At 32.5% G+C, this 23,405-nt stretch carries 14 protein-coding genes; 2 read left to right on the top strand and 12 right to left on the bottom strand.

The features are described 5' to 3' along the window. Positions 1 to 92 precede the first annotated feature (92 nt). From BC961_RS07705 to BC961_RS07745, 8 genes are all read right to left on the bottom strand, one after another. Positions 93 to 2,162 carry a thioredoxin family protein gene (locus tag BC961_RS07705; protein WP_121925281.1) on the bottom strand — a complete coding sequence of 690 codons (2,070 nt, stop codon included), beginning with the start codon at positions 2,160 to 2,162 and terminating at the stop codon, positions 93 to 95. A gap of 135 nt (positions 2,163 to 2,297) precedes the next feature. Beyond that, positions 2,298 to 5,105, bottom strand: a complete 2,808-nt coding sequence (locus BC961_RS07710) for a M16 family metallopeptidase (RefSeq protein WP_121925282.1) — start codon at positions 5,103 to 5,105, stop codon at positions 2,298 to 2,300. Positions 5,106 to 5,443: 338 nt separating this feature from the next. Next, the gene (locus BC961_RS07720) at positions 5,444 to 6,475 is read right to left on the bottom strand and encodes a TlpA family protein disulfide reductase (RefSeq protein WP_121925284.1); all 1,032 of its coding nucleotides are present in this window, start codon (positions 6,473 to 6,475) and stop codon (positions 5,444 to 5,446) included. Between the two features lie 101 nt (positions 6,476 to 6,576). Continuing rightward, positions 6,577 to 7,995, bottom strand: a complete 1,419-nt coding sequence (locus BC961_RS07725; RefSeq protein ID WP_121925285.1) for a RagB/SusD family nutrient uptake outer membrane protein — start codon at positions 7,993 to 7,995, stop codon at positions 6,577 to 6,579. Between the two features lie 12 nt (positions 7,996 to 8,007). Then, a complete protein-coding gene (locus BC961_RS07730; RefSeq protein WP_245980854.1) occupies positions 8,008 to 11,448 on the bottom strand; it encodes a TonB-dependent receptor in 3,441 nt (1,146 codons plus the stop codon). A 164-nt stretch (positions 11,449 to 11,612) separates the two neighbouring features. Continuing rightward, positions 11,613 to 12,821, bottom strand: coding sequence for a FecR family protein (locus BC961_RS07735; RefSeq protein WP_245980855.1), 1,209 nt, complete (start codon positions 12,819 to 12,821; stop codon positions 11,613 to 11,615). A 66-nt stretch (positions 12,822 to 12,887) separates the two neighbouring features. After that, positions 12,888 to 13,442, bottom strand: coding sequence for an RNA polymerase sigma factor (locus BC961_RS07740; RefSeq protein ID WP_121925287.1), 555 nt, complete (start codon positions 13,440 to 13,442; stop codon positions 12,888 to 12,890). Positions 13,443 to 13,777: 335 nt separating this feature from the next. After that, a complete protein-coding gene (locus BC961_RS07745) occupies positions 13,778 to 14,938 on the bottom strand; it encodes an MFS transporter (protein ID WP_121925288.1) in 1,161 nt (386 codons plus the stop codon). A 357-nt stretch (positions 14,939 to 15,295) separates the two neighbouring features. On the opposite strand from BC961_RS07745, the gene BC961_RS07750 reads away from it, so the two are divergent. Then, complete coding sequence (locus BC961_RS07750) at positions 15,296 to 16,033, top strand: GYF domain-containing protein (protein WP_121925289.1); 738 nt, start codon at positions 15,296 to 15,298, stop codon at positions 16,031 to 16,033. A gap of 172 nt (positions 16,034 to 16,205) precedes the next feature. Here the strand turns inward: BC961_RS07750 and BC961_RS07755 are convergent, their stop codons facing one another. After that, positions 16,206 to 17,060 (bottom strand): EamA family transporter, encoded by an 855-nt coding sequence (locus BC961_RS07755; RefSeq protein WP_121925290.1) that lies wholly within the window; start codon positions 17,058 to 17,060, stop codon positions 16,206 to 16,208. A gap of 1,073 nt (positions 17,061 to 18,133) precedes the next feature. Between BC961_RS07755 and BC961_RS07760 the strand changes: the two genes are divergently transcribed. Beyond that, positions 18,134 to 19,129 carry a metal-dependent hydrolase gene (locus BC961_RS07760; protein WP_121925291.1) on the top strand — a complete coding sequence of 332 codons (996 nt, stop codon included), beginning with the start codon at positions 18,134 to 18,136 and terminating at the stop codon, positions 19,127 to 19,129. Between the two features lie 50 nt (positions 19,130 to 19,179). Here BC961_RS07760 and BC961_RS07765 read toward each other — a convergent pair whose 3' ends face one another. The 3 genes from BC961_RS07765 to BC961_RS07775 all read right to left on the bottom strand — a co-directional run bounded on the left by BC961_RS07765 (position 19,180) and on the right by BC961_RS07775 (position 23,121). Beyond that, a complete protein-coding gene (locus tag BC961_RS07765; RefSeq protein ID WP_121925684.1) occupies positions 19,180 to 19,773 on the bottom strand; it encodes a 2OG-Fe(II) oxygenase in 594 nt (197 codons plus the stop codon). A gap of 504 nt (positions 19,774 to 20,277) precedes the next feature. Beyond that, positions 20,278 to 21,741 carry an AAA family ATPase gene (locus BC961_RS07770; protein WP_121925292.1) on the bottom strand — a complete coding sequence of 488 codons (1,464 nt, stop codon included), beginning with the start codon at positions 21,739 to 21,741 and terminating at the stop codon, positions 20,278 to 20,280. Positions 21,742 to 22,002: 261 nt separating this feature from the next. Further along, positions 22,003 to 23,121: a vWA domain-containing protein gene (locus BC961_RS07775; RefSeq protein WP_121925293.1), complete on the bottom strand. Its 1,119-nt coding sequence runs from the start codon at positions 23,119 to 23,121 to the stop codon at positions 22,003 to 22,005. Between the last annotated feature and the right edge of the window lie 284 nt (positions 23,122 to 23,405).

A 23,405-nucleotide genomic window follows, 5' to 3' on the forward strand; every position in this document is an offset into this window, starting at 1 on the left:
AGTGATTAAAAAATTGGTAAGAAAGCCGTTCGGTAGTTCATCCGCAAACCTTGTACAATAATTACACATTTTATACTATTGGTTTAATTAGCTTACTTTTTAAAGTTAGCTAACCCTGTTTTCAACCACTTGTGGTATTCTTGAACGTCAGGTGTATAACCTACGGGATCTAATAAATTTTCACCATCAGTATCCGCTAGTACATAAAATGGTTGCGCATTTGCCTTATATTTTATGGTTTGGAATTCGCTCCACTTTTGACCTACATATTTTAATTGTTTACCAGGTCTCAATTTCGACTCGATTTCTTCACCTGCAGGAAGTGGTCTTTTATCATCAACATATAATGAAATTAGTACAACTTCATTTTTTAATATAGATAAAATTTGCTCTTTTGGCCAAACTTGCTGTTCCATTTTTCTACAGTTTACGCACGCATAACCAGTAAAATCAAGCATTACAGGTTTATTTACTTTTTTGGCATAAGCCATTCCTAAATCATAGTCTGTAAAAGCGACAATATTATGTGGAGCCATTAAATGCGCACCTTCTGGAATTTCGGGAGTTGCTGCAGTTGCAGATCCGCCTTGAGAAGATCCTACACCGTACGGTGATTCACTGTAATGTTGAGCTGGTGGAAAAGCGCTAATTAAATTTAACGGCGCACCCCATAATCCAGGAATCATATAAATTGTGAATGTCAAAGTCAATAATCCTAAACTTAATCTTCCAACAGAAATATGCGAAAGTGGAGAATCGTGTGGCAATTGTATTTTTCCAAAAAGATAAAATGACAAAGCTCCAAAAATAGCAATCCAAATCGCTAAGAAAACTTCTCTTTCCAGTAAGTGTAATTGTAAAACTAAATCAGCATTTGATAAGAATTTAAATGCCAAAGCTAATTCTAGAAATCCTAAAACTACTTTTACAGTATTCAACCAACCGCCAGATTTAGGTAGTGAATTTAACCATCCTGGGAATGCTGCAAATAAAGCAAATGGTATCGCTAAAGCCAAAGAAAAACCAAGCATTCCGATAATAGGTCCAACTTGATTTCCACCCGCTGCTGCTTGTACTAATAAAGTTCCGACGATAGGTCCTGTGCATGAAAAAGAAACAATCGCTAATGCCAATGCCATAAAGAAAATCCCAATCAGTCCACCTTTATCAGCTTTTGTGTCTACTTTATTTGCCCAAGAATTAGGAAGCATAATTTCGAATGCACCTAAAAAAGAAACTGCAAAAACAATTAACAACAAGAAGAATATAACATTAAACCAGACATTGGTAGAAAGTGCATTTAATGCGTCAGCGCCAAAAACGGCGCTTACTATTGAACCTAATAACACATATATGATAACAATTGATAATCCGTAGATAATCGCATTTTTAATTCCTTTAGCTCTATTTTTACTTTGTTTAGTAAAAAAGCTCACTGTCATTGGAATCATTGGAAAAACACAAGGAGTCAATAATGCTGCAAATCCAGAAAAGAAAGCGATAATAAATATGGCTAATAAACTTCTATCATTAGATTTTTTATCAGTTCCAGTAACTACATTTTCTGTTTTACTTTTGTCAACAGTTGCTGTAGTAGTTGAGTCGATTGCCACTTCTTCTTGCACTACCGTATCAACCGTAGTTTTTTCTGTAGAAATTAGGACAGCCTCTTTTTCTACTTTTACATCTTCCTTAACAACCGCGGTTATGGCAGTTTCTGGAATTTGAAAGTTTAGATCGACATAAGTTGGTGGTAAACAATTGGCATCATTACACACCATAAATTCAACTTCTCCAGTGATTTTAAAAGCTTTTTTTGAAACTACATTAATACGCTGCTTGAACGTAGCTTTATTTTCAAAAAACTTAATTTTCATATTGAAAATTGCGTCATTAACGGTTTTTCCAGTTTCTTCAGATACTTTACCAAGTAACTCGTAAGCCGAATTTTTAGGAAAAGTAAAGGCAGTTGGAATTGGACCATTTTCAGGGACGTTTTGCGAGTATAAATGCCAACCGCTTTCAATAGTTGCTTGAACAACTAAATCATATTTCGTTTCTGAAACTGCTACCACAGATGTAGACCATTTGACAGGATTATGTATTTGGGAAAATGAGACAGCACTTATAAGGAGTGCTAACAGTAATACTATTTTTTTCATTGTAATATAATTTTTGGTAGATAGGAATAAAAAAGGGCCATTGCTTAAATGACCCTATAAAATTCTTTCGTTGTTTGTGTACTAATTCAAAATACTTAAAATAAAACTAAGTAAAAACGAAAGTTGTTTTTAGTACTACTTTTTAGGTTTAAAAATAAATTCGAAACTCTCAGCGCCATTCATCATCGTTTTAACCAAATTCTGAATGTCTTGCTCTGTTACTGAATTGATAAGATCAACGTTATTTTTTGCATCATTTCTATTGTAACCTTCAATAGCATAATCATACATTACGCTCAACTCGTAACCAGTATATTCTCTTTCTTCTTTTACATCCTTTAAATAACTCGTTAGAACTTTATTTAAATCTTCTTTTTCAATGTCGCCATTTTTAATTTTGTCAATTTCTTGGTGAACAATGTCTACTAACTTTTCTACTTTGTCAGGATTACAATCAAAATATACATAGAAACTTGCATTTTGTTTTGGTCTCTTAGGCAATGTACTGTAAACACTAGCTCCGTACGTTCCACCTTCTTGTTCTCTTAATGTTTCTAATAATCTATTTTCAAGGATATCTTGAAACGCTTTTAAAACATAAGCGTTTTTTAAACTATAGGTATATGGTTTTTTGAATGAAATACGAACCGTAGCTTTTGGATCTTCCATTTCCATGAAAATTTCTTTCTTGTTAGTTCTGTTCAACCATGAAACCGAATTATCTTGCCATTTCTCTTTTTTCTTGGTAGTTGGCAAACTAGCAATGTATTTTTCTAATAATGGTTTCAAAGTTTCTTTTGAAATATCACCAGCGATAAAGAAAGTGAAGTCAGCAGGATTTTTAAAACGGTCTTGGTAAATAGCTTTTATTCTTTCGAATGAAATATCATTTAAATATTGCTCGTTAAACAAGCGTTTTTTAGCATTATTAGATCCGTACAAAGTAGAAGTAATACTGTCTTCCATTTTTGTCCCAATGTCATTCTTTCTTTGAGTTAAAGTATTCGCTAGATTATTCTGAAGAACTTTAAAACTATCTAAATCAAAACGAGGTTTTACAAACTGTAAATGAATCATTTGTAATAACGTTTCAATATCCTTAGTAGTTGTCATTCCTGAAATACTTTCTTCCAAGTCAGCAATTCCAACACGCGCATTAGCATTTTTACCTGCTAAAACTTTTGATAAATCTGTAGCGCTATAATCTCCTAAACCAGATAATCTTGCTAGAGTACTAACCATTGAAGCTGAAGGTAAATCAGCATCTTTGATTAACGAATTACCACCAAAACTTGAAGCTTCTAACAATACATTGTTTTTTTCAATATCAGTAAATTTATAATCTACCACTACTCCATTGCTCAAAACAAATCGCGTAGAACCAATTTCCTTATTCGCTTTTTCTGAAACAATTTTACCCGCTTTTATTGCAAGACCAGAAATTAATGTTTTTCCAACAAATTCATCAGCGTAAGCAGTTAAAGTAGAATCATTTTCTACCTCACTAATCAATTTTAATGCCTCTTGTTGAGAAAGATTATTTTCTCCTTCAACACCTGTAACATCTAAAATTCTATTCTCTTTCGTGTACAAACTCTTAAGAAAATCTTGCAAATCTTGCGCTTTCATTTGGCTAAAAATTGTTTTTACAATTTCATATTCTTTAGCCATATCGGTCATTGCCTTATTTTCTAAATAATTTAGCTGCATTGTGTTTACAATTTCAGCATGCGCTGTTTGATCAATTTTACTAATTTTAGTTTGGTATAAATTGTTATAAACCGCTACGGTTCTTTCGATTTCTGCTGCTGTAAAACCAAATTTAACAGCACGCTCTAATTCTGCTAAGGCAGTTTTAAAAGCTTGTTGCTGCATATTGGGTTTTGGCGAAATCATTAAACCAAAAGTATTATTGGCTCTAGCCAAACTTGAAAAACTTGCTGTTGCTGAAACAAAAGGAGAGTCTGGTTTTTGAGAAATCTCTCTTAATCTAGAACTTAACATTCTTGAGACCATACCATTAAACAACGATTCTTTTAAATCTGCAACCGTTTCATTTTTCAATGATTTAGGATGATTAACTGCATAAACAAGCGTAGAAGTAGCAACTTCTTTATCAGTTCCTAAATTGTAAAGCATTTCCTTGTTACCTGGAATTGTAATTACAACTCTTTCAATTGGATTTTTAATAGCTTTAATTGGTGAAAATAATTTTTCAATTTTCTGCTCTATTTCTGCAACATCAATATCTCCTACAATAGCTATTGCTTGCAAATCTGTTCTATACCAGTCATGGTAAAAATCTCTTAATGCTTTATATTTAAAATTATCCACTACACTCATCAAACCTATTGGCATACGATCAGCATACTTAGTATTGTTAAACATTGTAGGTAATGATTTTTTGAATAGACGCATATAACCATTTTGACGGGTCCTCCACTCTTCTTTAATTACACCACGCTCTGAATCAATTTCAGCATCAGTAAGTGATAAACCATCTGCCCAATCGTGCAAAATCAATAATGAAGTATCAATTAATCCCGGAACATTTGTTGGAATATTATCCATGTTATAAACCGTCTCATCAAAAGCAGTGTACGCATTAATATCTTTTGCAAATACAGCACCGTGTTTTTGAAGCGTATTTAAAACTCCTTTTCCAGGAAAATTTTTAGTCCCGTTGAAAGCCATATGTTCTAGAAAGTGAGCCAAACCTTGCTGATCATCATTTTCTAAAACAGAACCTACATTTTGAATTATATAGTAACTCGCAACATTTTTTACGACATCTGTTTTATAGATATAATACGTCATTCCGTTTTTAAGAACACCCTTTTTAATTCTGGTATTCACCGGAAGCGGATCGTTCAATTTTAGTTCTTGTGCAGAAACAGTAAATACTGCCAAGAAAAGAAAAAATACAGTTAATAGATTTTTCATATTTATTTAATAGTAAATTTTAGATATAGAGTATGGAAGAGAATAGATTTCTCTTGAATTAATAAAATAAAAAGAATGTGTTATTTGGGCGTGTTCGCCGCGGCGACCGGGCTTTACGTTCCCGCTTTTTTTCCAAGATTTCCGTTCGAAAACGAAAATCTCAAAAAAAAGAGCTCCACTACAATCCCTCACGCAAACAAGGAATTAGCAGACTTATGGTTTTCTGTAGAACAAATTAAATTCCAAAACAGAAATAAAACTGTGAGCCAATACAACTTAACAGAATGAAGTTTTAAAGCACATTCTTCAGATTGTTTTGATCGCTCAAAATATTTAAATTACATATCTAATGAATTCAATATATCTTGTAATTCAGGTTCTGAAGGTCTAGGTGCATCAGAGCTTATTATTTTTCCTTCTTTATCTAAGATGATAAAACGAGGAATTGCTTGAATATAATAACCAGCAATAAATGATGACGCAATTTCTTTATCTGCTAAAAGTTGGATTCCAACTAATCCTTCTTTTTTAATCATATCGCGCCATTTTTGTTCATCTTTCAAACGGTCAATAGAAATACTTACAAACTTGATGTTTTTACCGTGATACATTTTTTCTACTTTTCCAATAAAAGGAAACTCGTATTTACAAGGTCCGCACCATGTTGCCCAAACGTCAATAAAAACATAGCTTCCTCTAAAATCAGAAAGTGATGATTTTCCACCATCATGATTGATGTAGTTTTTAAAATCAGGTGATTGTTTACCAGCTCCTAATTCACTATTATTTCTTTTTTCCTCAACAAAATTTACAGACATTCCTTTATTAAATTCCTCTAAGTATGCTAATTGAGCAGTAACGAAATCAGCCTCTAAAGTTGATTTTTTCTGATCTAATTCAGTTTTAAATTCGTCACTGAATTTTTTCATTTTAGAATCAAAGTTTGGCTTTTCAACATTCAAAAAAGCTTTGTAATCTGCACCCATTAAACCGCCTTCAAGTTTAGCTCTAAATCGTAGGAACGTATTTTCATGTTCGCCTTTTCCTTTAAAAACGATTGTTTTAGAGAGACTTTTAGCATCAAAATTAATTTCTAAATCCATATCATTAGCTAGGTAAGCAGCAAAAATATTTCCGTAAACTGCATTATAATAAGCAGCTTTTTCTAATTTAATTGTATCTCTAAAAACACCGTTAGCTTCTACTTTAATTGTAAAAGATTTTCTGCTCGTCGGATTATAAAATCTCAAGCCTAAATCTTCAGTAGGGTTTTCAATTTTTCCATGTAAAACAATATAATCTTTTTGCGCGGGTGCGTCTTGGCATGAAAGCATAACTAATAGAAATGCTAAGAATGATAAATTTTTCATCTAATTGGTTTTTAATTTAATAGTTAAAAAAGTGAGAGTGTGATTCAAAAATTAATAAACAATTCAATTCCTTGTTCACACTCTCCTTTAATCGTCAAGGATTAATACCCTTTGTTTTGGATTATAGTTTTATTACCGGCAAGTACTTGCAGTGGTATTGGTAATACAAATTGATTTGGAGATACTAATGAAGCTTTAGCTGTAGCAGCCGTTAGATTTCCAAGATTTACATAACGAACGATATCAAACCAACCTTCTCCGTTTTCGAAGAAAAGCTCTAATAACTTTTCGTTACGTATGTCGCTTAACAAAGTTGCTTTATCAGAAAGGTTTTTAGCAGTAACTCCTGCTCGCAATCTAATTTCGTTAAGGCTTTCTAATGCAATATCAAGATCACCACCAGCTTTTCTAACTTCTGCTTCTGCTTTAATCAAATAGATTTCACCTAGACGCAAGTGATACAATGTATTTCCTTGAGAAGATAGATTATTCAAAAACGGATATTTTCCATTTCCATTTGATTTTTTAGTAGCTGCTGAATAAGCAAAAGAAAAACGAGGATCATAACCTGAACCGGTAGTTGTTAATTTACCATCAGTTGTAGTTCCCACTTGAGCATCAGCTAATGTTCTTAATGTTTGGCTGTAGCTAGTTTTAATTACTTCGTACATATTTGTTTTTCCTTCGTTATCAGGTCCAGTTAATGGAGCAAAAATTACTTCTGAAGAATTAAAACTGTTTTTGAAAATATCAGAATATTGTGCTTCTAAAGCATAACCTTCGTCATTATTAATTACTTCATCCGCTAAAGTTGCAGCTTCAGTATATTTTTTCTCGTACAAGTACACTTTAGACAATAAAGCTTTAGCAGCTAAACTTCCAGAGTAAAAATGCTCTACATACTGAGGTCCTTTTGCGGAAGCATCAACTAAATCAGCTTCTATTTGCTTGTACACATCTGCAACAGTATTTCTTGGATTAGATTCTAATGTCGTAGAAAAAGAAGTTCTTAATACAATACCATTAGCAGAATTTAAGTCATAGAATTCACCAAAATAACGTAGCAAATTAAAATGAGCAAAAGCGCGTTGGAATTTTGCTTCTGAAATCATTTCTCCTTTTTTGTCGTCAGCAATACCAATTGCTTTTCCTGCTTCTAATTCTTGAATTAAAAAATTAGTTGCATTGATAATCTTATAATGACCGCTGTATAAATTAGCCAAAAAGATATTATCAGCGGGAACTTCATTTGTATTAAAACCTTTGCTTCCGCTCATAAATCCAGAGATAGTCCCTTCATTTCCATAAGCTGCAAGATGCAATGGAAAAAAACTAACATCAAACTCTCTACCTAAATCATAAACACCATTTAAAACTAACTGAGCCGAAGCTTCATCTCTAATAGTATTTTCTGTAGTTAGTTTATTGTATGGTTTTATATCGTCAATACTACAGCTTGTTACTGATGCTGCTACTGCAAAAAGCAAAACTGCAGTACTATTTTTTATATATTGTTTCATCTTTTTTTAAATTTAAAATTGAACTTGAACTCCGAATGAGAATGACTTAGCTAATGGATATGGATCTTCATTGTTGATTTGATCAGTAATCGTTCCTCTTTCTGAGAAAGTCTCTGGGTCAATACCAGGCCATTTAGTCCATGTCAATAAATTAGTTCCTGTAAGTGTTAGCGACGCTTTGTCAATACCCATTTTACTAATTAATTTTTGTTCAAAATTATAAGTGAACTGCATACTTTTTAGACGCAAGTAAGAAGTGTCATAAATGTAGCGATCTGAAATTCTTCCATTTGAAGAAGGATCTGTATAAAGTGCTTTTGCGTAACGCGCATTAGGATTTTCAGGTGTCCAAGTATTTAAACCGTATTCACTGTATTTATTTTCTCCTAATGAATTGAAAACTCCTGTTGGAATTGCATTCCAAATCGATTTTGCTCCTACTGAATATTGGAACAAAGCACTTAAACTAAAGTTTTTGTAAGCTAATGTATTTGATATTCCACCAAAGAATTTAGGTTGGATGTCGCCTATTACTGCTTTATCATCTGCTGTAATTAAACCATCTTTATTTACATCTTCCATCATGAAATCTCCAATAGAAGTGGATGCTTTATCATATAATCCTGAAGGTGAAGCTGCGTTTAATGCATCTATTTCATCTTGTGAATTAAATATTTTAGTTACTTTATATCCTTTGATCGTCCCTACTGGTTGGCCTTCGATATAATAATCTAACTGGAAAGGATTAATACTTGCACCGTTTAGTTTAACTAATTTATTTCTATTGAAAGACCAGTTTACAGTCGTTGACCAAACAAAATCAGTACTTCTAACAATGTCTCCACCTAAACTGATTTCAATACCTTTATTACTTACGTCCATAAAGTTAGAATAGTACGATTTAGGCCCTAATTCCAAAGGAATAGGAGTTTTAACTAATGCACCAGTAGTTTTTCTAGAATACGCATCAAAACTACCTTTCAAGCGATTATTAAAAAATCCAAAATCTAAACCTAAGTTAACCTCGTCTGTAGTTTCCCAACCAATTTCTGGATTTGGAAAATTATCCTCAGCAACAATACCAGAATTACCATTGTAGATGCTAGAAGCAGTATTTTGAAAAAATTGTAAGTAAGCAAAGTCAGATACGTTAGTAGATCCTACTCTTCCTGCACTCGCTCTTAGTTTTAAGATATTGATTTGTTCAACTTCCGAAAGGAATTTTTCATTGGAAATATTCCAGCTTGCAGAAATAGATGGAAAATATCCTCTTTTATTAGCCGGTCCAAATTTAGATGAAGTATCTGTTCTAAAATTTAAAGTAGCATTATATAAATCACTGAATCCGTAGTTTAAACGAGAGAATAAAGAATATAAACCTGTATCTAATTTATTAGTAGAATAACCAATAATTGTACGAGCTGATGTAGCGTTATTTAAAATTTCGTCATCTGGAAAACCGCTGTAAAAATGACTAGAGCTATTAAAATTAGTTCTGTCCCAAGCAGCTCCTCCTAATATTCCAAACTTATGATTTTCTGAAATTTTAAAATTATAATCAGCTGTTAAGTTCGTTGTAATGTTAGAAACTAAACCATCTGCCTCCGCTAAATAAGAATCATTTGCAAAAAAGATATAATCTGTTTCTACAGTTCTTGGTATAAACGAAGAATTCTTGTTGTAAAAAATAGAAGCGTTTGATTCTGCTTTCAATTTTAAGTCTTTTAATGGCTCAACTTCGATATAAGCACCACCAATAAAGTTGTATGCTTTATTGTTAGTTTTATTACCCAAACGCATTAAAGGATTAGGCTCAAGAGTCATAAAACCATTTTGATAATCGGCCTGACCTACTAATTTTCCATTTGCATCTCTTGGCGCTAAATCTGGACGAGCACGAGCGATAGAAGTATTGATAGTAAATTGATTTAAAATGTCATTTTCTCCAGAATTAGATTCTGTATGACCCACATTTACTGAAGTTCCTATTTTTACATATTTAGTAAGATCAGTATCTAATGAAAGACCTAAATTATACTGCTTCATTTTATCTTTGATAGTCAAACCTTCTTGATCTATAAATGATGTACTGAAATTGTAATTAGTTTTCTCGCTTCCACCACTCAAGCTTAAATTAGCTTGTTTAGTAACAGCCATACTTCTAAAAACTTCTTTATTCCAATCTGTATTTGCAGTGCCAAAATAATCATCGTTTATACCATCATTGCTTACAATGAAAGTATCAAAATCTAAATCAACTTTTGCAATATTTTGTAAATCAAAAGCCGTAAATGGATCTAATTGACCGTTATTCATAGCATCAACGCTATTATTAATCAACTGATTGTAAAAGTTTTTATACTGACTTGCATTTAATGCTCCTACCGTGCTGATAGGGCTTGCTATAGTAGTAGCATAATTAAAATTAACTCTTGAAGGTTGTCCTTTTTTACCTCTTTTAGTTTTAATGATAATAACACCATTAGCACCACGAGATCCATAAATAGAAGTTGCTCCAGCATCTTTCAATACATCAAAACTTTCAATATCGTTAGGATTCAAAGTTGATAATGGATTTGCTCCGTTCAAAGCATCAACATTAAAAGGAACACCATCAATTACAAATAAAGGTTGGTTTAATCCTCCACCTACAGATGATAATGGCGAAGTTAAACCTCTAATATTGATACGAACAGGTGCACCAGGACGACCTGTATTTTGAGAAACTTGAACTCCTTTAACTAATCCACCTAAAGCTCTATCAAAACCAATTGTTCCAGTTGAAGCTTGAACAATATCCTTAGCACTTACTGATGAAACCGCTCCAGAAAATTCAGAACGCTTTTGTTTACCGTATCCTACTAATACAACTTCTTGAAGTTCATTAAGTTCTTGTAAAAGCACTATTTTTAAGTTACTTGTACCGTCATACGCTATCCTCATAGGTTCAAAACCTACGTATGAAAATATCAAATATTTTCCATTTGCTTCAGATGCAAATTTAAATCTTCCATTGAAGTCTGTAGTTGTACCGAAATTTGTTCCTTCGATAGTTACAGTTACACCTGTTAAAGGTAATCCAGCTTTATCTACAACAACTCCTTCAATTTGCTTTTGATAAGCAGCACTTACAGTTTCAACTTTAGTTTTATCAACTTTTTTAAGAACAATCTGATTGCCTAAAATTTGATACGAAATATTAGTGTTGCTAAAAAGCTTTCCTAATACGTCTGAAACCAGTTTTTTATCGACATTCAAATCAATTTTTTGATTCAGATTCAACTCATTACGGTTGTAAAAGAAATGAAAATCGGTTTGGTTTTCAATGATCTGAAATACATTAGACATTGCAACACCATTTACGTCCATAGTAACGGTGTTCTTTTGTCCATAACTACTTGATGCACTGACCTGCATAAGAGTGGTGAATAAAAATAAGAGTGAAAATTTCATCTTTAGGTTAGAGTTATTCAAAATGCGTCTCAACGCACTTTTAGTTCGCTGTTTTTTCATAAGTTTACACTTGGTTTAATTTTGTTAGTTTTAGATTAAATCATTTTTTAGAATGACTGGGAAGGTGTTGGCGCATCTTCCTTTTTTTTTGCTCAAATAAATTCTTACATATTCTTAGGTTTAGTTATAGTTATTACTTTATTTTTTATCGTATAATTGAAAGATTTGTAGGTTTGAAAAGTTTTCAAAACCTGCTCTATATTCTCTTCTTTAAATGTCGCTGTAATCATAATATTATTCAGCTCATCGTAATTATTAACAATATCAACATTGTATTTTCGCTCCAGTTTATTTGTAATTACTCCAAAAGAATCATCGATAAACATTAACTGTCCAGAAACCCAAGCAATGTATTTTCTAACATCTACCGGTTCTGTTTTCAAATTTTTATTTTCGAAAAATGCTCTGTTACCTGGTTTCAAAATCACTTCATCATTTTCAGTAATGTTATTTGAAGCTGCAACACTTCCTTCAACTAAAACAGTATAGGTTTTAGCATCTTCTTTATAAGAAGTCACATTAAACTTTGTTCCTAAAACTTTTACGTCCATGTCACTTGAACCAACTATAAAAGGATGTTTAGCATCTTTAGTTACGTCAAAATAAGCTTCACCGTCTAAAAACACTTGACGATTTTGTCCATTTATAAAACGGACAGGATATCTTAACGAAGTACCAGCGTTTAAATGAACATTAGTTCCATCTGATAATCTAAGTTCGAAGCGTTTTCCGTAAGGAACTTTAATAGTGTTGTAAACAAGCGTATCTTTTGCGGAAGCATTATTATAAACTAATTGGTTTCCTTTTTGAGTACCTACCACATTTCCATTTGCATCCACTACTTCAGTAGTTCCATCTTCCTTAATAACTTGGATATCTCCATTAGCTAATTGCAAAGTAATTGCTGCTTCTGAAGCGATAGAATTTTCGAATGTTGGCTTTAATACCGAAACCTCTTTGTCAAAATAAAAATAACTAATAGACAAAAGAACAAGGACGATAGCTGCAAATTTTAAAAATAGCGTTGTCGCTTTCAAGGATCGAACTTTAGTTTCTTTTTGCTCTATTTCCTGATTATGCAAAGGCGTCTCTAATTGAGACACTATTGAACTCCACGCTTTATCTTTCTCTGTAGTAGTTGCAAAAACTACCTGTCTGGTTTTTTTATAAAAAAGTAAGTAATCTGAAAATGCTTTTTTGTTTTCAGGACTTTCATCGATCCATTCTTTTAGAAAAGAAAATTCGTTCTCGCTTATCTCCTTAGAGATATAAACCGAAATTAGTTCTAAAATACTTGTTGGAATAGTGTTCATATTTGTCATCTTATATTGTATAGAGTACAATAGATGAAAAATGGGTGACAAAAAATTAAACTTTTTTTAAACTAATAGTAAAATTATAATTACATCCAGTGAACTGCGCAGTTGTTTTAAGGCTCTTGAATAATGTGTTTTCACTGTATTCACCGATATTCCCAGCTCTAAAGCGACGTCTTTGTACTTTTGATTTTCCAATACAATTGCTTTAAAAACTTCTTTGCTTTTTAAGGGTAAAGCTTCTATTTCTTGATATAATTTTTGTTTTTCTTGCTCTAAAAACTCTAAATCAAGATGCTCATCGTCCATTAGTACATTTACTTGATCTTCAATTTCCTCAAAATAATATTTACTTTGTTTTTTTACGGCTTTTAAACTGTTGTTTTTTACGGCTTTAAAAAGGTACGGACTAATGGCTTCATCAAGTTTAAGATAAATCTTTTGGTCCCAAAATTTAATAAATAAATCCTGAACGATATCTTCAGCTAGTTCAAATGAATCACAGTACTTTAAGGAATAGACGCTAAGTGGCATGTAGTACAAGTCAAATAATTCTTTATAAGCAGAAGAATCTCCTGCCTTAAGTTTTTCAAGGATTATTAAATCTTGTGACTTCATAAAGAATGATTGCTACTTGGTAAAAAAGTGGATTGAAATATAAAATGGTTTCAATTTTATTCCCACAAAAAAACTCTTTGAGTTAAAAATTAATTGGTTTATAATAATGCCCGAATATACTATTTTTTGAAGCAAAATCAAATCAAGAAACCTATCATTTACAAGTCAATGAACTCCTTGTCTGTCTTTTTCTTCAAATTAAAAAATAAAAAACCGACGCAACAATCTTTTAAACTACTAATAATAAATTATTTAGCATTTATGATACCATACAAACAACCGTATTTTCTATTTAACAGTATTTACAAAAATAACGCAGATATCTTCACAAAAGCTTATTCTTTTCGAAATGACAAATGAACAATCAAAATCAACGTTGACAAAACAATTCCAAGAGTAGAAACTCCTATCCATTTATAATGTCCCCAAGCCATTGCTCCTGCCACGGTTCCAAAAGCACCACCAATAAAAAAACCAACCATATAAATGGTGTTGACTCGATTTCTAGCTTCTGGATTTTTAGAAAAAATAATCTTTTGATTCGTGATATGTAGTGACTGCAATCCTAAATCAACTAACAACACTCCGGCCATTAAGCCAATAAGTGAAGTTCCAGAAAAATAGAGAATAACCCACGAAAGAATTAATAACAATGTACCAAAAAGAATAATGGAATGATTACTAATAGTACTGCTGATTTTCCCGACGAATGTAGCTCCTAAAGCTCCTACGATTCCTAAAATCCCGAATGCTCCGGTGATTGCGCTACCATAACCAAAAGAATCTTGCATTAAAAACACTAACGTGGTCCAGAACGCACTTAATCCTGCAAACGCTAATCCACCTCTTAAAGTAGCTAAGCGTAACGAACCATCAGTTTTAAAATAATGATAGAGCGATTTCATTAAACTAGTGTAACTCCCTTTAAATACTGGTGCAATTGTTGGCAATTTGTATTTTAAAAGGATGTAAAGCAAAACCATCATTACTGCTGCGGCATAAAACATAACGCGCCATCCAAATTGTTCTCCTACAAATCCACTTATTACGCGACTTCCTAGAATACCAATTAATAATCCGCTCATTACAATTCCTATTGCTCTACCTCTGTTTTTATCATCAGAAAGCTGAGCTGCCATAGGCACAAACAATTGCGGAATCGCAGATGTAAACCCAACAAAGAAGCTACTTATGATAAGAATAAATAGTGAACTTGACATAGCGGCTGCAATCAAAGAAATAACCATTACTAAAAAATCTAGTCGTAAGATCTTTTTATTCGAAACTTTATCTCCAAGTGGAATGATAAATAATAATCCCAGAGCGTAACCTAATTGTGTGAACAAAGCAACATTACTCACCTCTGCTTCTGATACTTTAAAACTAACTGCGATTTGGTGTAATAAAGGCTGATTGTAATAAAGATTGGCGACGACTAAACCAGCAGATATACTTAATAAATATAATACTTGATTACTTAAATTGACTTGTTTCATGGTATGTTTTAGAAATGGGATTGAGATAGAAATTTTATAAATAAAGTAAATGCAATGATAAATCTTAAATACTTGAAACAAAAAGCTACCAAGCTTATATTTTATTTTTTGCCAAAATTAAAAATAAAATTAGCTAAAAACGTTGTCCTAAGTCAACGATTTAAAAAACTATAGTTTCATTTTAGTCATTTTTAAAATGTAAAGAGTAATTTTAATGTTCAATTCAAACCACTAATCGCTTACTATTAGAAAGACAAAAAATAGTGTATTACATATTGAAACAACCCTAACAAAATACTTTTTCAACAATCAATTAGTTTTGTACTTTTGACCTTCGAAAATAATAAGCACAACAAGATGAACTCGTACTACATACACGATGGAACTGAAAGCGCAGGACCATTTGATATCGCACAATTAAAAGCCAAGTTAATTACTAAATCGACTCCGGTTTGGTGCGCAGGAATGGACGACTGGAAGTATGCAGGCGATGTTGTAGAATTACAAAATCTTTTCGTTGTAACTCCTCCACCCATCAAGATCTTTCCACTAGTCACAAAACAAGAGGTAGAGGCTGATATTGAGCCGGAAGAAGAGATATCAGATTCTAAAATACTAGGGATTGATAGCACTCTTTTTTATGTACTTTCTGGACTTTTAGTACTGATTGTCGTAACTACAATTTTTAGCTTTTTTCAAAATCAACGAAGCGCCGAATTAGAACAACGAAACAACGCCACAGAAAAAGAAAATCTACAAGTTCAATTAGAGCAAAAAAGAGTTGAAAAAGAAAAAAAGCAAGTCATTGAGCAGGAAAAAATAGAATTTGAACGCGTTTTAAAAGAGCGTAAAATATCGCTAAATAGCCGCCTGGTAGAAGTTCAACAAAAACTTTTTGTAGCGGTAAGTGGTTTAGATCAAGCTAAGGACCGATTAGCAAAAGCGCAAGATTTTCAATTTTTAAGATCAGAAAACGAAAGAGAAAATGATATCAATAAAAGCCAACAAGAAATCGATACTTTAAACAGTGAGATAATTGAGTTGAAAAAAGAAATGGATCATATTTACTTAGAATTAGAAAAAATCAAAGTCTAGCTGATATTAGAATAATGTTTTTTTTTACCATGTAAGACATTTAAGTTTTTAGTAGCGCTGATTTAAAGTGAAATAAATATTTTAAATTATAAGATTTGAATATTACAGTAAAATGAATGCGTGTGAGCTGCTTATTATAAAAAAAACAATGTATGAAATAATTTCGTAATTGTTATTTCAATTGCGAAACAAAAATTAAAATAATAGCTAACAAAGCTAGACTAAGACCAGCATAATTCATTTTGGTTAATTTCTCTTTGAATACGAGAACTCCAATCAAACTCCCTATAATAATGACACCCATGTTCATTCCTGCAAATACAGTGGAAGGATTTTCTGCGAATGCTTGGTGTGCTTTTAAATAGAAAAGAATATTTCCGAAATTGAAAGCACCAACTAATCCACCAAAAGCTACATTTTTGAAATTTAGATATATCTTCTTAGCAATCAATTCGTAAATAACCACAGCAATCATTATTAGCAATGCAATGCTAAAAACGACAAATAAAGAGGTTGTGTAAGGTAAAGTAGTGTATAATGCAATTTGTTTAAAAAGGATGTCAATCAAACCAAAACCAAATAGAACAACCGCTGGATAAATCCATTTGTTTTTAGTGTTTTCTGAAGGCTTTGCGAGAATAAGTAAAATTGCAGGCAATCCAATTAAAAATGCTGTAATCTTCAACGTATTGAAGTCCTCTTTAAAAATGAACCAAGCCGCTAGAATAGGAATAAAAAGAGAAAGCCGCTGTGCAGCATCTGTTTTTACAATTCCCATATGCTTAATTGATGCCGCCAAAAACAAGAATACAGAAGGCAATAATAATCCAATGACAATATATAAACTCCAAGGCGGGTCGTTTCCTACTGCACTCAAATTAGGACTAAAAAAGAAATAGCAGAGTATTAAAGCGAATAGATAATTTGCAGCGACAATTTGGGAATTATTGACATTGTATTTTCGAGAAACTTTAAAAATCACACCGACAGTAACACTGCAAATAATACTTAAAATAAGAAAAAGCATAAAATAAATTTAATGCGCAAAATTACTGTTTATTGTTTGATGAGGAGTTTATTTCTTCAATTAAACTATACCAAGTTCTACTTCTAACTTTTAGGATAAAGTATATTAAAAATTCCGCCACAGATTTCACAGATTTTCACAGATTAAAATCAATTTAGTTCTGTAAACCTATGGCCAATAAATAGAATTTACGTCAATAATTGACAATGTAAGAACGTAAAACAAATTATTTACTTTCAATGCTAAAATTTCACCATAGATTTCAGAGATTTGCACTAATTAAAATCATTTTAATTCTTTTAATCTGTGGCTAATTAATAGAATTTACGGAAATAATTGACAATGTAAGAACGTAAAACAAATTATTTACTTTCAATGCTAAAATTTCACCATAGATTTCAGAGATTTGCACTAATTAAAATCATTTTAATTCTTTTAATCTGTGGCTAATTAATAGAATTTACGGAAATAATTGACAATGTAAGAACGCAAAACAAATTATTTACTTTTAATCCTAAAATTTCACCACAAATTTCACAGATTTTCACAAATTAAAATCATTTTAATTCTTTTAATCTGTGGCTAATTAATAGAATTTACGGAGATAATTAACAAAGTATGAGCGCAAAACAAATTATTTACTTTCAGTGCGAGAAGTTAGCCACAGATTTCACAGATTTTCACAGATTAAAATCATTTTAGTTCTATTACTCTCTGGCTAAATAAAAGAATTTGATTAGATAAAAAATTACGAATAAAAATAAATTAACATATTGATTATAAATAATTTAAGAACAAATTTCACTGATTTACACAAAATTAAATCAATTTAATTCTTTTAATCTGTAGCTAATAAATAGAATTTACGGAAATAATTGACAAAGTAAGAACGCTAAACAAATTATTTACTTTCACTGCGAGAAGGTAGCCACAGATTTCACAGATTTTCACAGATTAAAATCAATTTTGTTCAATTGATCTACGGCTAAAAAAAGAAAAGTTAAGTAAGCGCATTTATCAACATTTACATCACTACAATTGGGAACTTGATTGATAAGACTTACTTTCGCAGTATGGATTCTTTTACTCAAATCGTTCTAGGAATTGCCGTTGCAGAATTTTGCGCTGGCAAGCAACTTAAAAACAAAACCTTTTTATACGGTGCGATCTTAGGAACACTGCCAGATTTAGATGTTTTGGTTGGACTATTCTTAAATCCGGTAGATGCAGTTCTCATTCACCGCGGCATTAGTCATTCCCTCTTTCTATTTGTTCTGGTCAGTCCGTTCTTTGGTTGGTTAATTTCAAAGATTGAAAAAGGAAAAATAAGTTTTTTCACAGCCACAAACATGGCTTTTTGGGGATTATTCACACACGTTTTGCTGGATATGTTTACTTCTTGGGGAACCCAAATCCTATGGCCGCTCGAACAACGATTTGCTTTAAAAACCATCTTTGTAATAGATCCTTTGTACACGATTCCACTATTAATTTCATTGATATATTTGTGGAAAACGAAACGTACAATTCTTCGTTATAAATACATCAAAAGAGGATTACTAATTAGTAGTTCCTATCTGCTATTATCTTGCTTTATAAAGTTATACGCTTTGTCTCAATTCGAAAAAGCATTAAAAAATCAAGAAATTCAATATTCAGAAATAATTGTAAAACCAACTGCTTTCAACTTGATTTTATGGAATGCGAACGTAGCAACTGATGATAATTATTTACTGAGTGATTATTCCCTTTTTGATACTCAGGCTATTTCATTTACTGCTTACAGCAAAAATAAAACTTTAGAAAAGCAGTTAAAAGGGAATTCTGATTTTGAGAAACTCAAACAAGCCAGCGAAGGTTGGTATATTATTTCGCAAAAAGACGAAAGCTTATACTTTAATGATCTACGCTTCGGTTTATTGAATGACAATCCAACCAACCCACAATTTGCTTTTAGTTACCAGTTTGTTCAAAACAACTCTGAATTAAAAGCTATCGAAGTTCCTAAAAGCAAGCGCGATGGAAAGAGATTACTACAAAAGATATTCACTCGCTTAAAAGGGAATTAATTTTAAGAAAAAATATCTATTGATTTATGTATAAAAAAGTAATTGCGCAATTAATCGCTTTTCAACCAACCCGTAATACTCATTCTGGTATTTTGTGTGACTAGAACTTCGTGAACTAATTCATCACTTTTAAAGAAAACAGTTTTACCTTGTGTTGGCGCTATTTTTTGATTGTTATCTATTTGATGAATAAGGAGTTCGCCACCATCACTTTCTTTCCAATCAGCATTCAAATAACTAATCATAGAGTATTTTCTGCTCGGATTACTTTTAAACTGATCGAGATGCTTTAAATAGAAATCACCCGATTCATATAAGGAATAATGAAATTCATAGCTTGTAATTCCGGCGTAGCAACTTCGGTTGAGATATAAAATAAATTCTTCTATTTGGGCAAAGAATTCATTTTCAAAGGCGTTATTGTGTTTTTTATCCAACCAATAAATAGAATCACTCCGAATCGCTCCATCGTAAGAGACCTTTTCGGCATTTCCTATTCCTGCTTCTACCAATAAACTTTTAGTGTTGAGAGCAATTAAATTTAGCTTTAAGTTATTCGCCAAAGTATTACTCAAGAAATGCTCCGATATACCTACTTTATTTTCAATATAAGTGGCTATCAAAGTCTCGAAATTATTTTCCATGTCAATTTTCATTGACTGCTTAGACCGCCAACGAGCAAAAGTAGAATAAAAAAAAATAGCATTACTTTATTGTGAAATAAATATTACACGACTGAAGAAAAAAAATTTCACACGAATTTCACGAATTATCACTAATTAAAATAATTATGAAATAAATTTAAAATGAATTCTACTGATGATAAAACCACTATTAAATTTCAATTAAAAAATTTGCGCAATTTGCGTAATTTGTGGTTTTCTTTAATTTTTTTCGCCACGAATTCCACAGATTATCACTAATTACAACTGTTATGTCAAAAATTAATATTAATCATCACACGAGTGGGAATTAGTGAAATTTTTCAAATTAAAATATTCGTGCACATTCGTGTAATTCGTGTCTACCTTTTTTTTGAAAAAACTATCTATTATTGCCGTCTTACAACCTCGTACAATTCGTGTCTAACTTCTACTAAAAATCGCATAAAAAAAAGGGTTTAGAAATAAATCTAAACCCTTTTTACTTTATAATTTACTGATAAAACTACCGTAAATATCCTTAAACTGATACCCTTCTGAGAAGCGGTCTTTACTCAATTTTTTATATTCAACCAAAGCCCATAAAATAAACTCCTTCATGAAGAATTTATCTTCATTAGCTAGTTGCGGTTGGTATTTCTTGATTAAAACTTCAAGTGGAACAATACTTCCCAAAATTCTTTGGTATTCAGCATCCGTACAATCATCTAGTAATTCAAAACCACTTTCGGCAAAAAACCATTCTATAATATCTGTGTACGCAGTTTTTTGGTCCTCTTTCTCCAGTTTCTCAATTTTTGGAAAATAAGCAGGGAAAAAAGTATGAATCGCATCACCTAGTAAGTGTTGCGCCACTACCGCAGCACCCTCCTGCTCTCCTTCATAAACTAATTCTACTTTACCAGTAATCGAAGGAATTATTCCCATAAAATCTGACAAACGAACCGTAGTTTTACCATCACCAGATTTTAAAGCTCTTCTTTCGGCAGTACTTAATAAATTCTCAAAAGCCGTAATACTCAAACGAGCACTAATTCCGCTTTTATTGTCTATATATTCGCTTTCTCTCGCTTCAAAACTAACTTGCTCCAGTAAATCTCTAGCTAACGAAGGAACGTATACCATATCGTTCTGTAACGCATCTAACTTTGCTTCCTGCTCCGTAATCTTTCTTGCAATTTTAATTGTATCTGGATAATGCGTCAAGATTTGGGAACCTATTCTGTCTTTCAATGGCGTTACAATACTTCCTCTATTAGTATAATCTTCGGGATTCGCTGTAAACACAAACTGCATGTCCAGTGGCATTCTTAATTTAAAACCTCTAATTTGGATATCACCTTCTTGCAAAATATTAAATAATGCTACTTGGATTCTGGCTTGTAAATCGGGTAATTCATTGATTACAAAAATACAGCGATTCGCTCTCGGAATCATACCAAAGTGAATCACACGATCATCCGCATACGAAAGTTTTAAATTAGCCGCTTTAATAGGATCGACATCGCCTATTAAATCTGCAACAGTAACATCTGGCGTAGCTAGTTTTTCAAAGAAACGATCACTTCTATGCAACCACGAAATTGGCGTTTCATCTCCTTTGCTTTCAATTAAATCTTTCGCAAAACGCGAAATCGGTTTCAACGGGTCATCATTGATCTCAGAACCTTCGACATAAGGGATATATTCATCCAATAATTCGATCATCTTACGTGCTAATCTCGTTTTAGCTTGACCACGAAGACCTAATAAGTTAATATTATGACGTGACAAAATCGCTCGCTCCAACTCTGGAATAACAGTATTCTCAAAACCGTGAACTCCTTCAAAAGTAGTTTGTCCAGCTTTAATCTTCTCTCTCAAATTCGAACGCAATTCATCTTTGATGCTTTTGCTTTCGTAACCTGATTTTTTTAATTCCCCGAGTGTTTTTATATTTTCTATTTTCATGTTTGTTTTTTTTAACCACAAGGTTCACAAAGTTTTTCCGCTAAGTTCACCAAGATTAATTTTTATATTTTTTAACTGCTATTCTCTAAATATATTTTTACTAATTACTACTTTCTTTCATCTTTCCTCTTTGCTCTCGTAGTCTTTCTTCTTTACTCTTTCTTCCACTGACCACTGACCACTTCCTTCTTTCCACTTCCTTCTTTCCTCTTTCCTCTTCCTTCTTTCCTCTCTACTCAACTGACCACTGCCTTCTGAACACTATTTTATCCTCTTCTTCCTATTCGTCTCATAATCTTCAAAAATCATTTCGCCCAGTCCTTTTAGTCCAGTATAAAATGCTTTCCCTTGATTCGCTTCCGTAAAATGGTTCACAAACTTTTGCAAATAGGGATCATTCGCAATCATAAACGTAGTAATAGGAATATGCAATTTTCTGGCTTGTTGCGCTTGATTGTAGCATTTATCTACAATATATTCATCCAGACCGTTGCTATTCATATAATAAGAACCATCTTTCTCTCTTACGCAACTTGGTTTACCATCGGTGATCATGAAAATTTGCTTGTTGGTGTTTCTTTTGCGGCGCAAAATATCCATAGCCAACTGTAATCCAGCAACCGTGTTGGTGTGATACGGACCAACTTTTAAATACGGTAAATCGCTAATTTGAATCGTCCATGCATCATTCCCAAAAACTAAAATATCTAAAGTATCTTTTGGATAACGCGTAGTAATCAGTTCAGCAAGCGCCATCGCTACTTTTTTAGCAGGTGTGATTCGATCCTCACCGTACAAAATCATACTGTGGCTAATATCAATCATCAACACCGTACTCATTTGGGATTTAAACTGCGTTTCTTCGACAACCAAATCATTTTCGGTTAGCATAAAGTCCTCAACACCATTATTGATTTGGGCATTACGCAAACTTTCCGTCAACGAAATTCGTTCCAGTCCATCTCCAAAATGAAACTCCCGAAACTCGCCGGTATGCTCGTCTCCACTTCCTGCGTGTTTCGTTTTATGATTCCCACTTCCAGAACGTTTCAAGTTGCCAAAAATAGTATCCAAAGCCTGCTGTCTTATCGCACGTTCCGTCTTGGCAGTAATCCCAGTCCCCGACGTTCCGTCCTCTTTAAGTTCATCACGGATATATCCTTTTTTCCTTAAATCCTCGATAAAATCATCAATAGTATACTGTTCATCGGTAAGTTTATATTCCTTGTCTAATTCCCGCAACCAGTCGATCGCCTCATCAAAATCTCCCGAAGTATGCGTAATCAACTCCTTGAAAATCCCAAAGAGTTTATCAAACGGGGACTGAAATGGCGCTTCATATTGCTTGAAAAAGAAACCTTTTTTATTTACATTTTCCATAGACTTTAAAATTACATCATTTTGCAGCGTCCTTCAAACGAACGTTTACTAATTTTTAGTTAAATGCGGTTTTAGACTACTTTTTTGATAATAATTTGGGCGTGTCCGCACTTCCACTAAAGTTTCAGCGCGGTCGTGCTATACGTTTCAATCTCCCTGAAAAACGGGAGGGTTTCTACTACTATCACTCACGCGGAAATTGTGCTAAAAAGATGTTTATCTTTGACTTGATGAAATGAATTTGTAGGAAAATTTTATATATTTGGGTTTGATTCAATTATTAT

This window comes from Flavobacterium weaverense, from assembly GCF_003688495.1.
GTDB lineage: Bacteria > Bacteroidota > Bacteroidia > Flavobacteriales > Flavobacteriaceae > Flavobacterium > Flavobacterium weaverense.

Excerpts from the sequence above, each read along its gene's own strand:
- BC961_RS07720 (WP_121925284.1), bottom strand. The coding sequence starts at position 6,475 with ATGAAAAATTTATCATTCTTAGCATTTCTATTAGTTATGCTTTCATGC.
- BC961_RS07735 (WP_245980855.1), bottom strand. The coding sequence starts at position 12,821 with ATGAACACTATTCCAACAAGTATTTTAGAACTAATTTCGGTTTATATC.
- BC961_RS07770 (WP_121925292.1), bottom strand. The coding sequence starts at position 21,741 with ATGAAAATAGAAAATATAAAAACACTCGGGGAATTAAAAAAATCAGGT.
- BC961_RS07775 (WP_121925293.1), bottom strand. The coding sequence starts at position 23,121 with ATGGAAAATGTAAATAAAAAAGGTTTCTTTTTCAAGCAATATGAAGCG.
- BC961_RS07705 (WP_121925281.1), bottom strand. The coding sequence starts at position 2,162 with ATGAAAAAAATAGTATTACTGTTAGCACTCCTTATAAGTGCTGTCTCA.
- BC961_RS07755 (WP_121925290.1), bottom strand. The coding sequence starts at position 17,060 with ATGCTTTTTCTTATTTTAAGTATTATTTGCAGTGTTACTGTCGGTGTG.
- BC961_RS07710 (WP_121925282.1), bottom strand. The coding sequence starts at position 5,105 with ATGAAAAATCTATTAACTGTATTTTTTCTTTTCTTGGCAGTATTTACT.
- BC961_RS07730 (WP_245980854.1), bottom strand. The coding sequence starts at position 11,448 with ATGAAATTTTCACTCTTATTTTTATTCACCACTCTTATGCAGGTCAGT.
- BC961_RS07760 (WP_121925291.1), top strand. The coding sequence starts at position 18,134 with ATGGATTCTTTTACTCAAATCGTTCTAGGAATTGCCGTTGCAGAATTT.
- BC961_RS07740 (WP_121925287.1), bottom strand. The coding sequence starts at position 13,442 with ATGAAGTCACAAGATTTAATAATCCTTGAAAAACTTAAGGCAGGAGAT.
- BC961_RS07750 (WP_121925289.1), top strand. The coding sequence starts at position 15,296 with ATGAACTCGTACTACATACACGATGGAACTGAAAGCGCAGGACCATTT.
- BC961_RS07725 (WP_121925285.1), bottom strand. The coding sequence starts at position 7,995 with ATGAAACAATATATAAAAAATAGTACTGCAGTTTTGCTTTTTGCAGTA.
- BC961_RS07745 (WP_121925288.1), bottom strand. The coding sequence starts at position 14,938 with ATGAAACAAGTCAATTTAAGTAATCAAGTATTATATTTATTAAGTATA.
- BC961_RS07765 (WP_121925684.1), bottom strand. The coding sequence starts at position 19,773 with ATGGAAAATAATTTCGAGACTTTGATAGCCACTTATATTGAAAATAAA.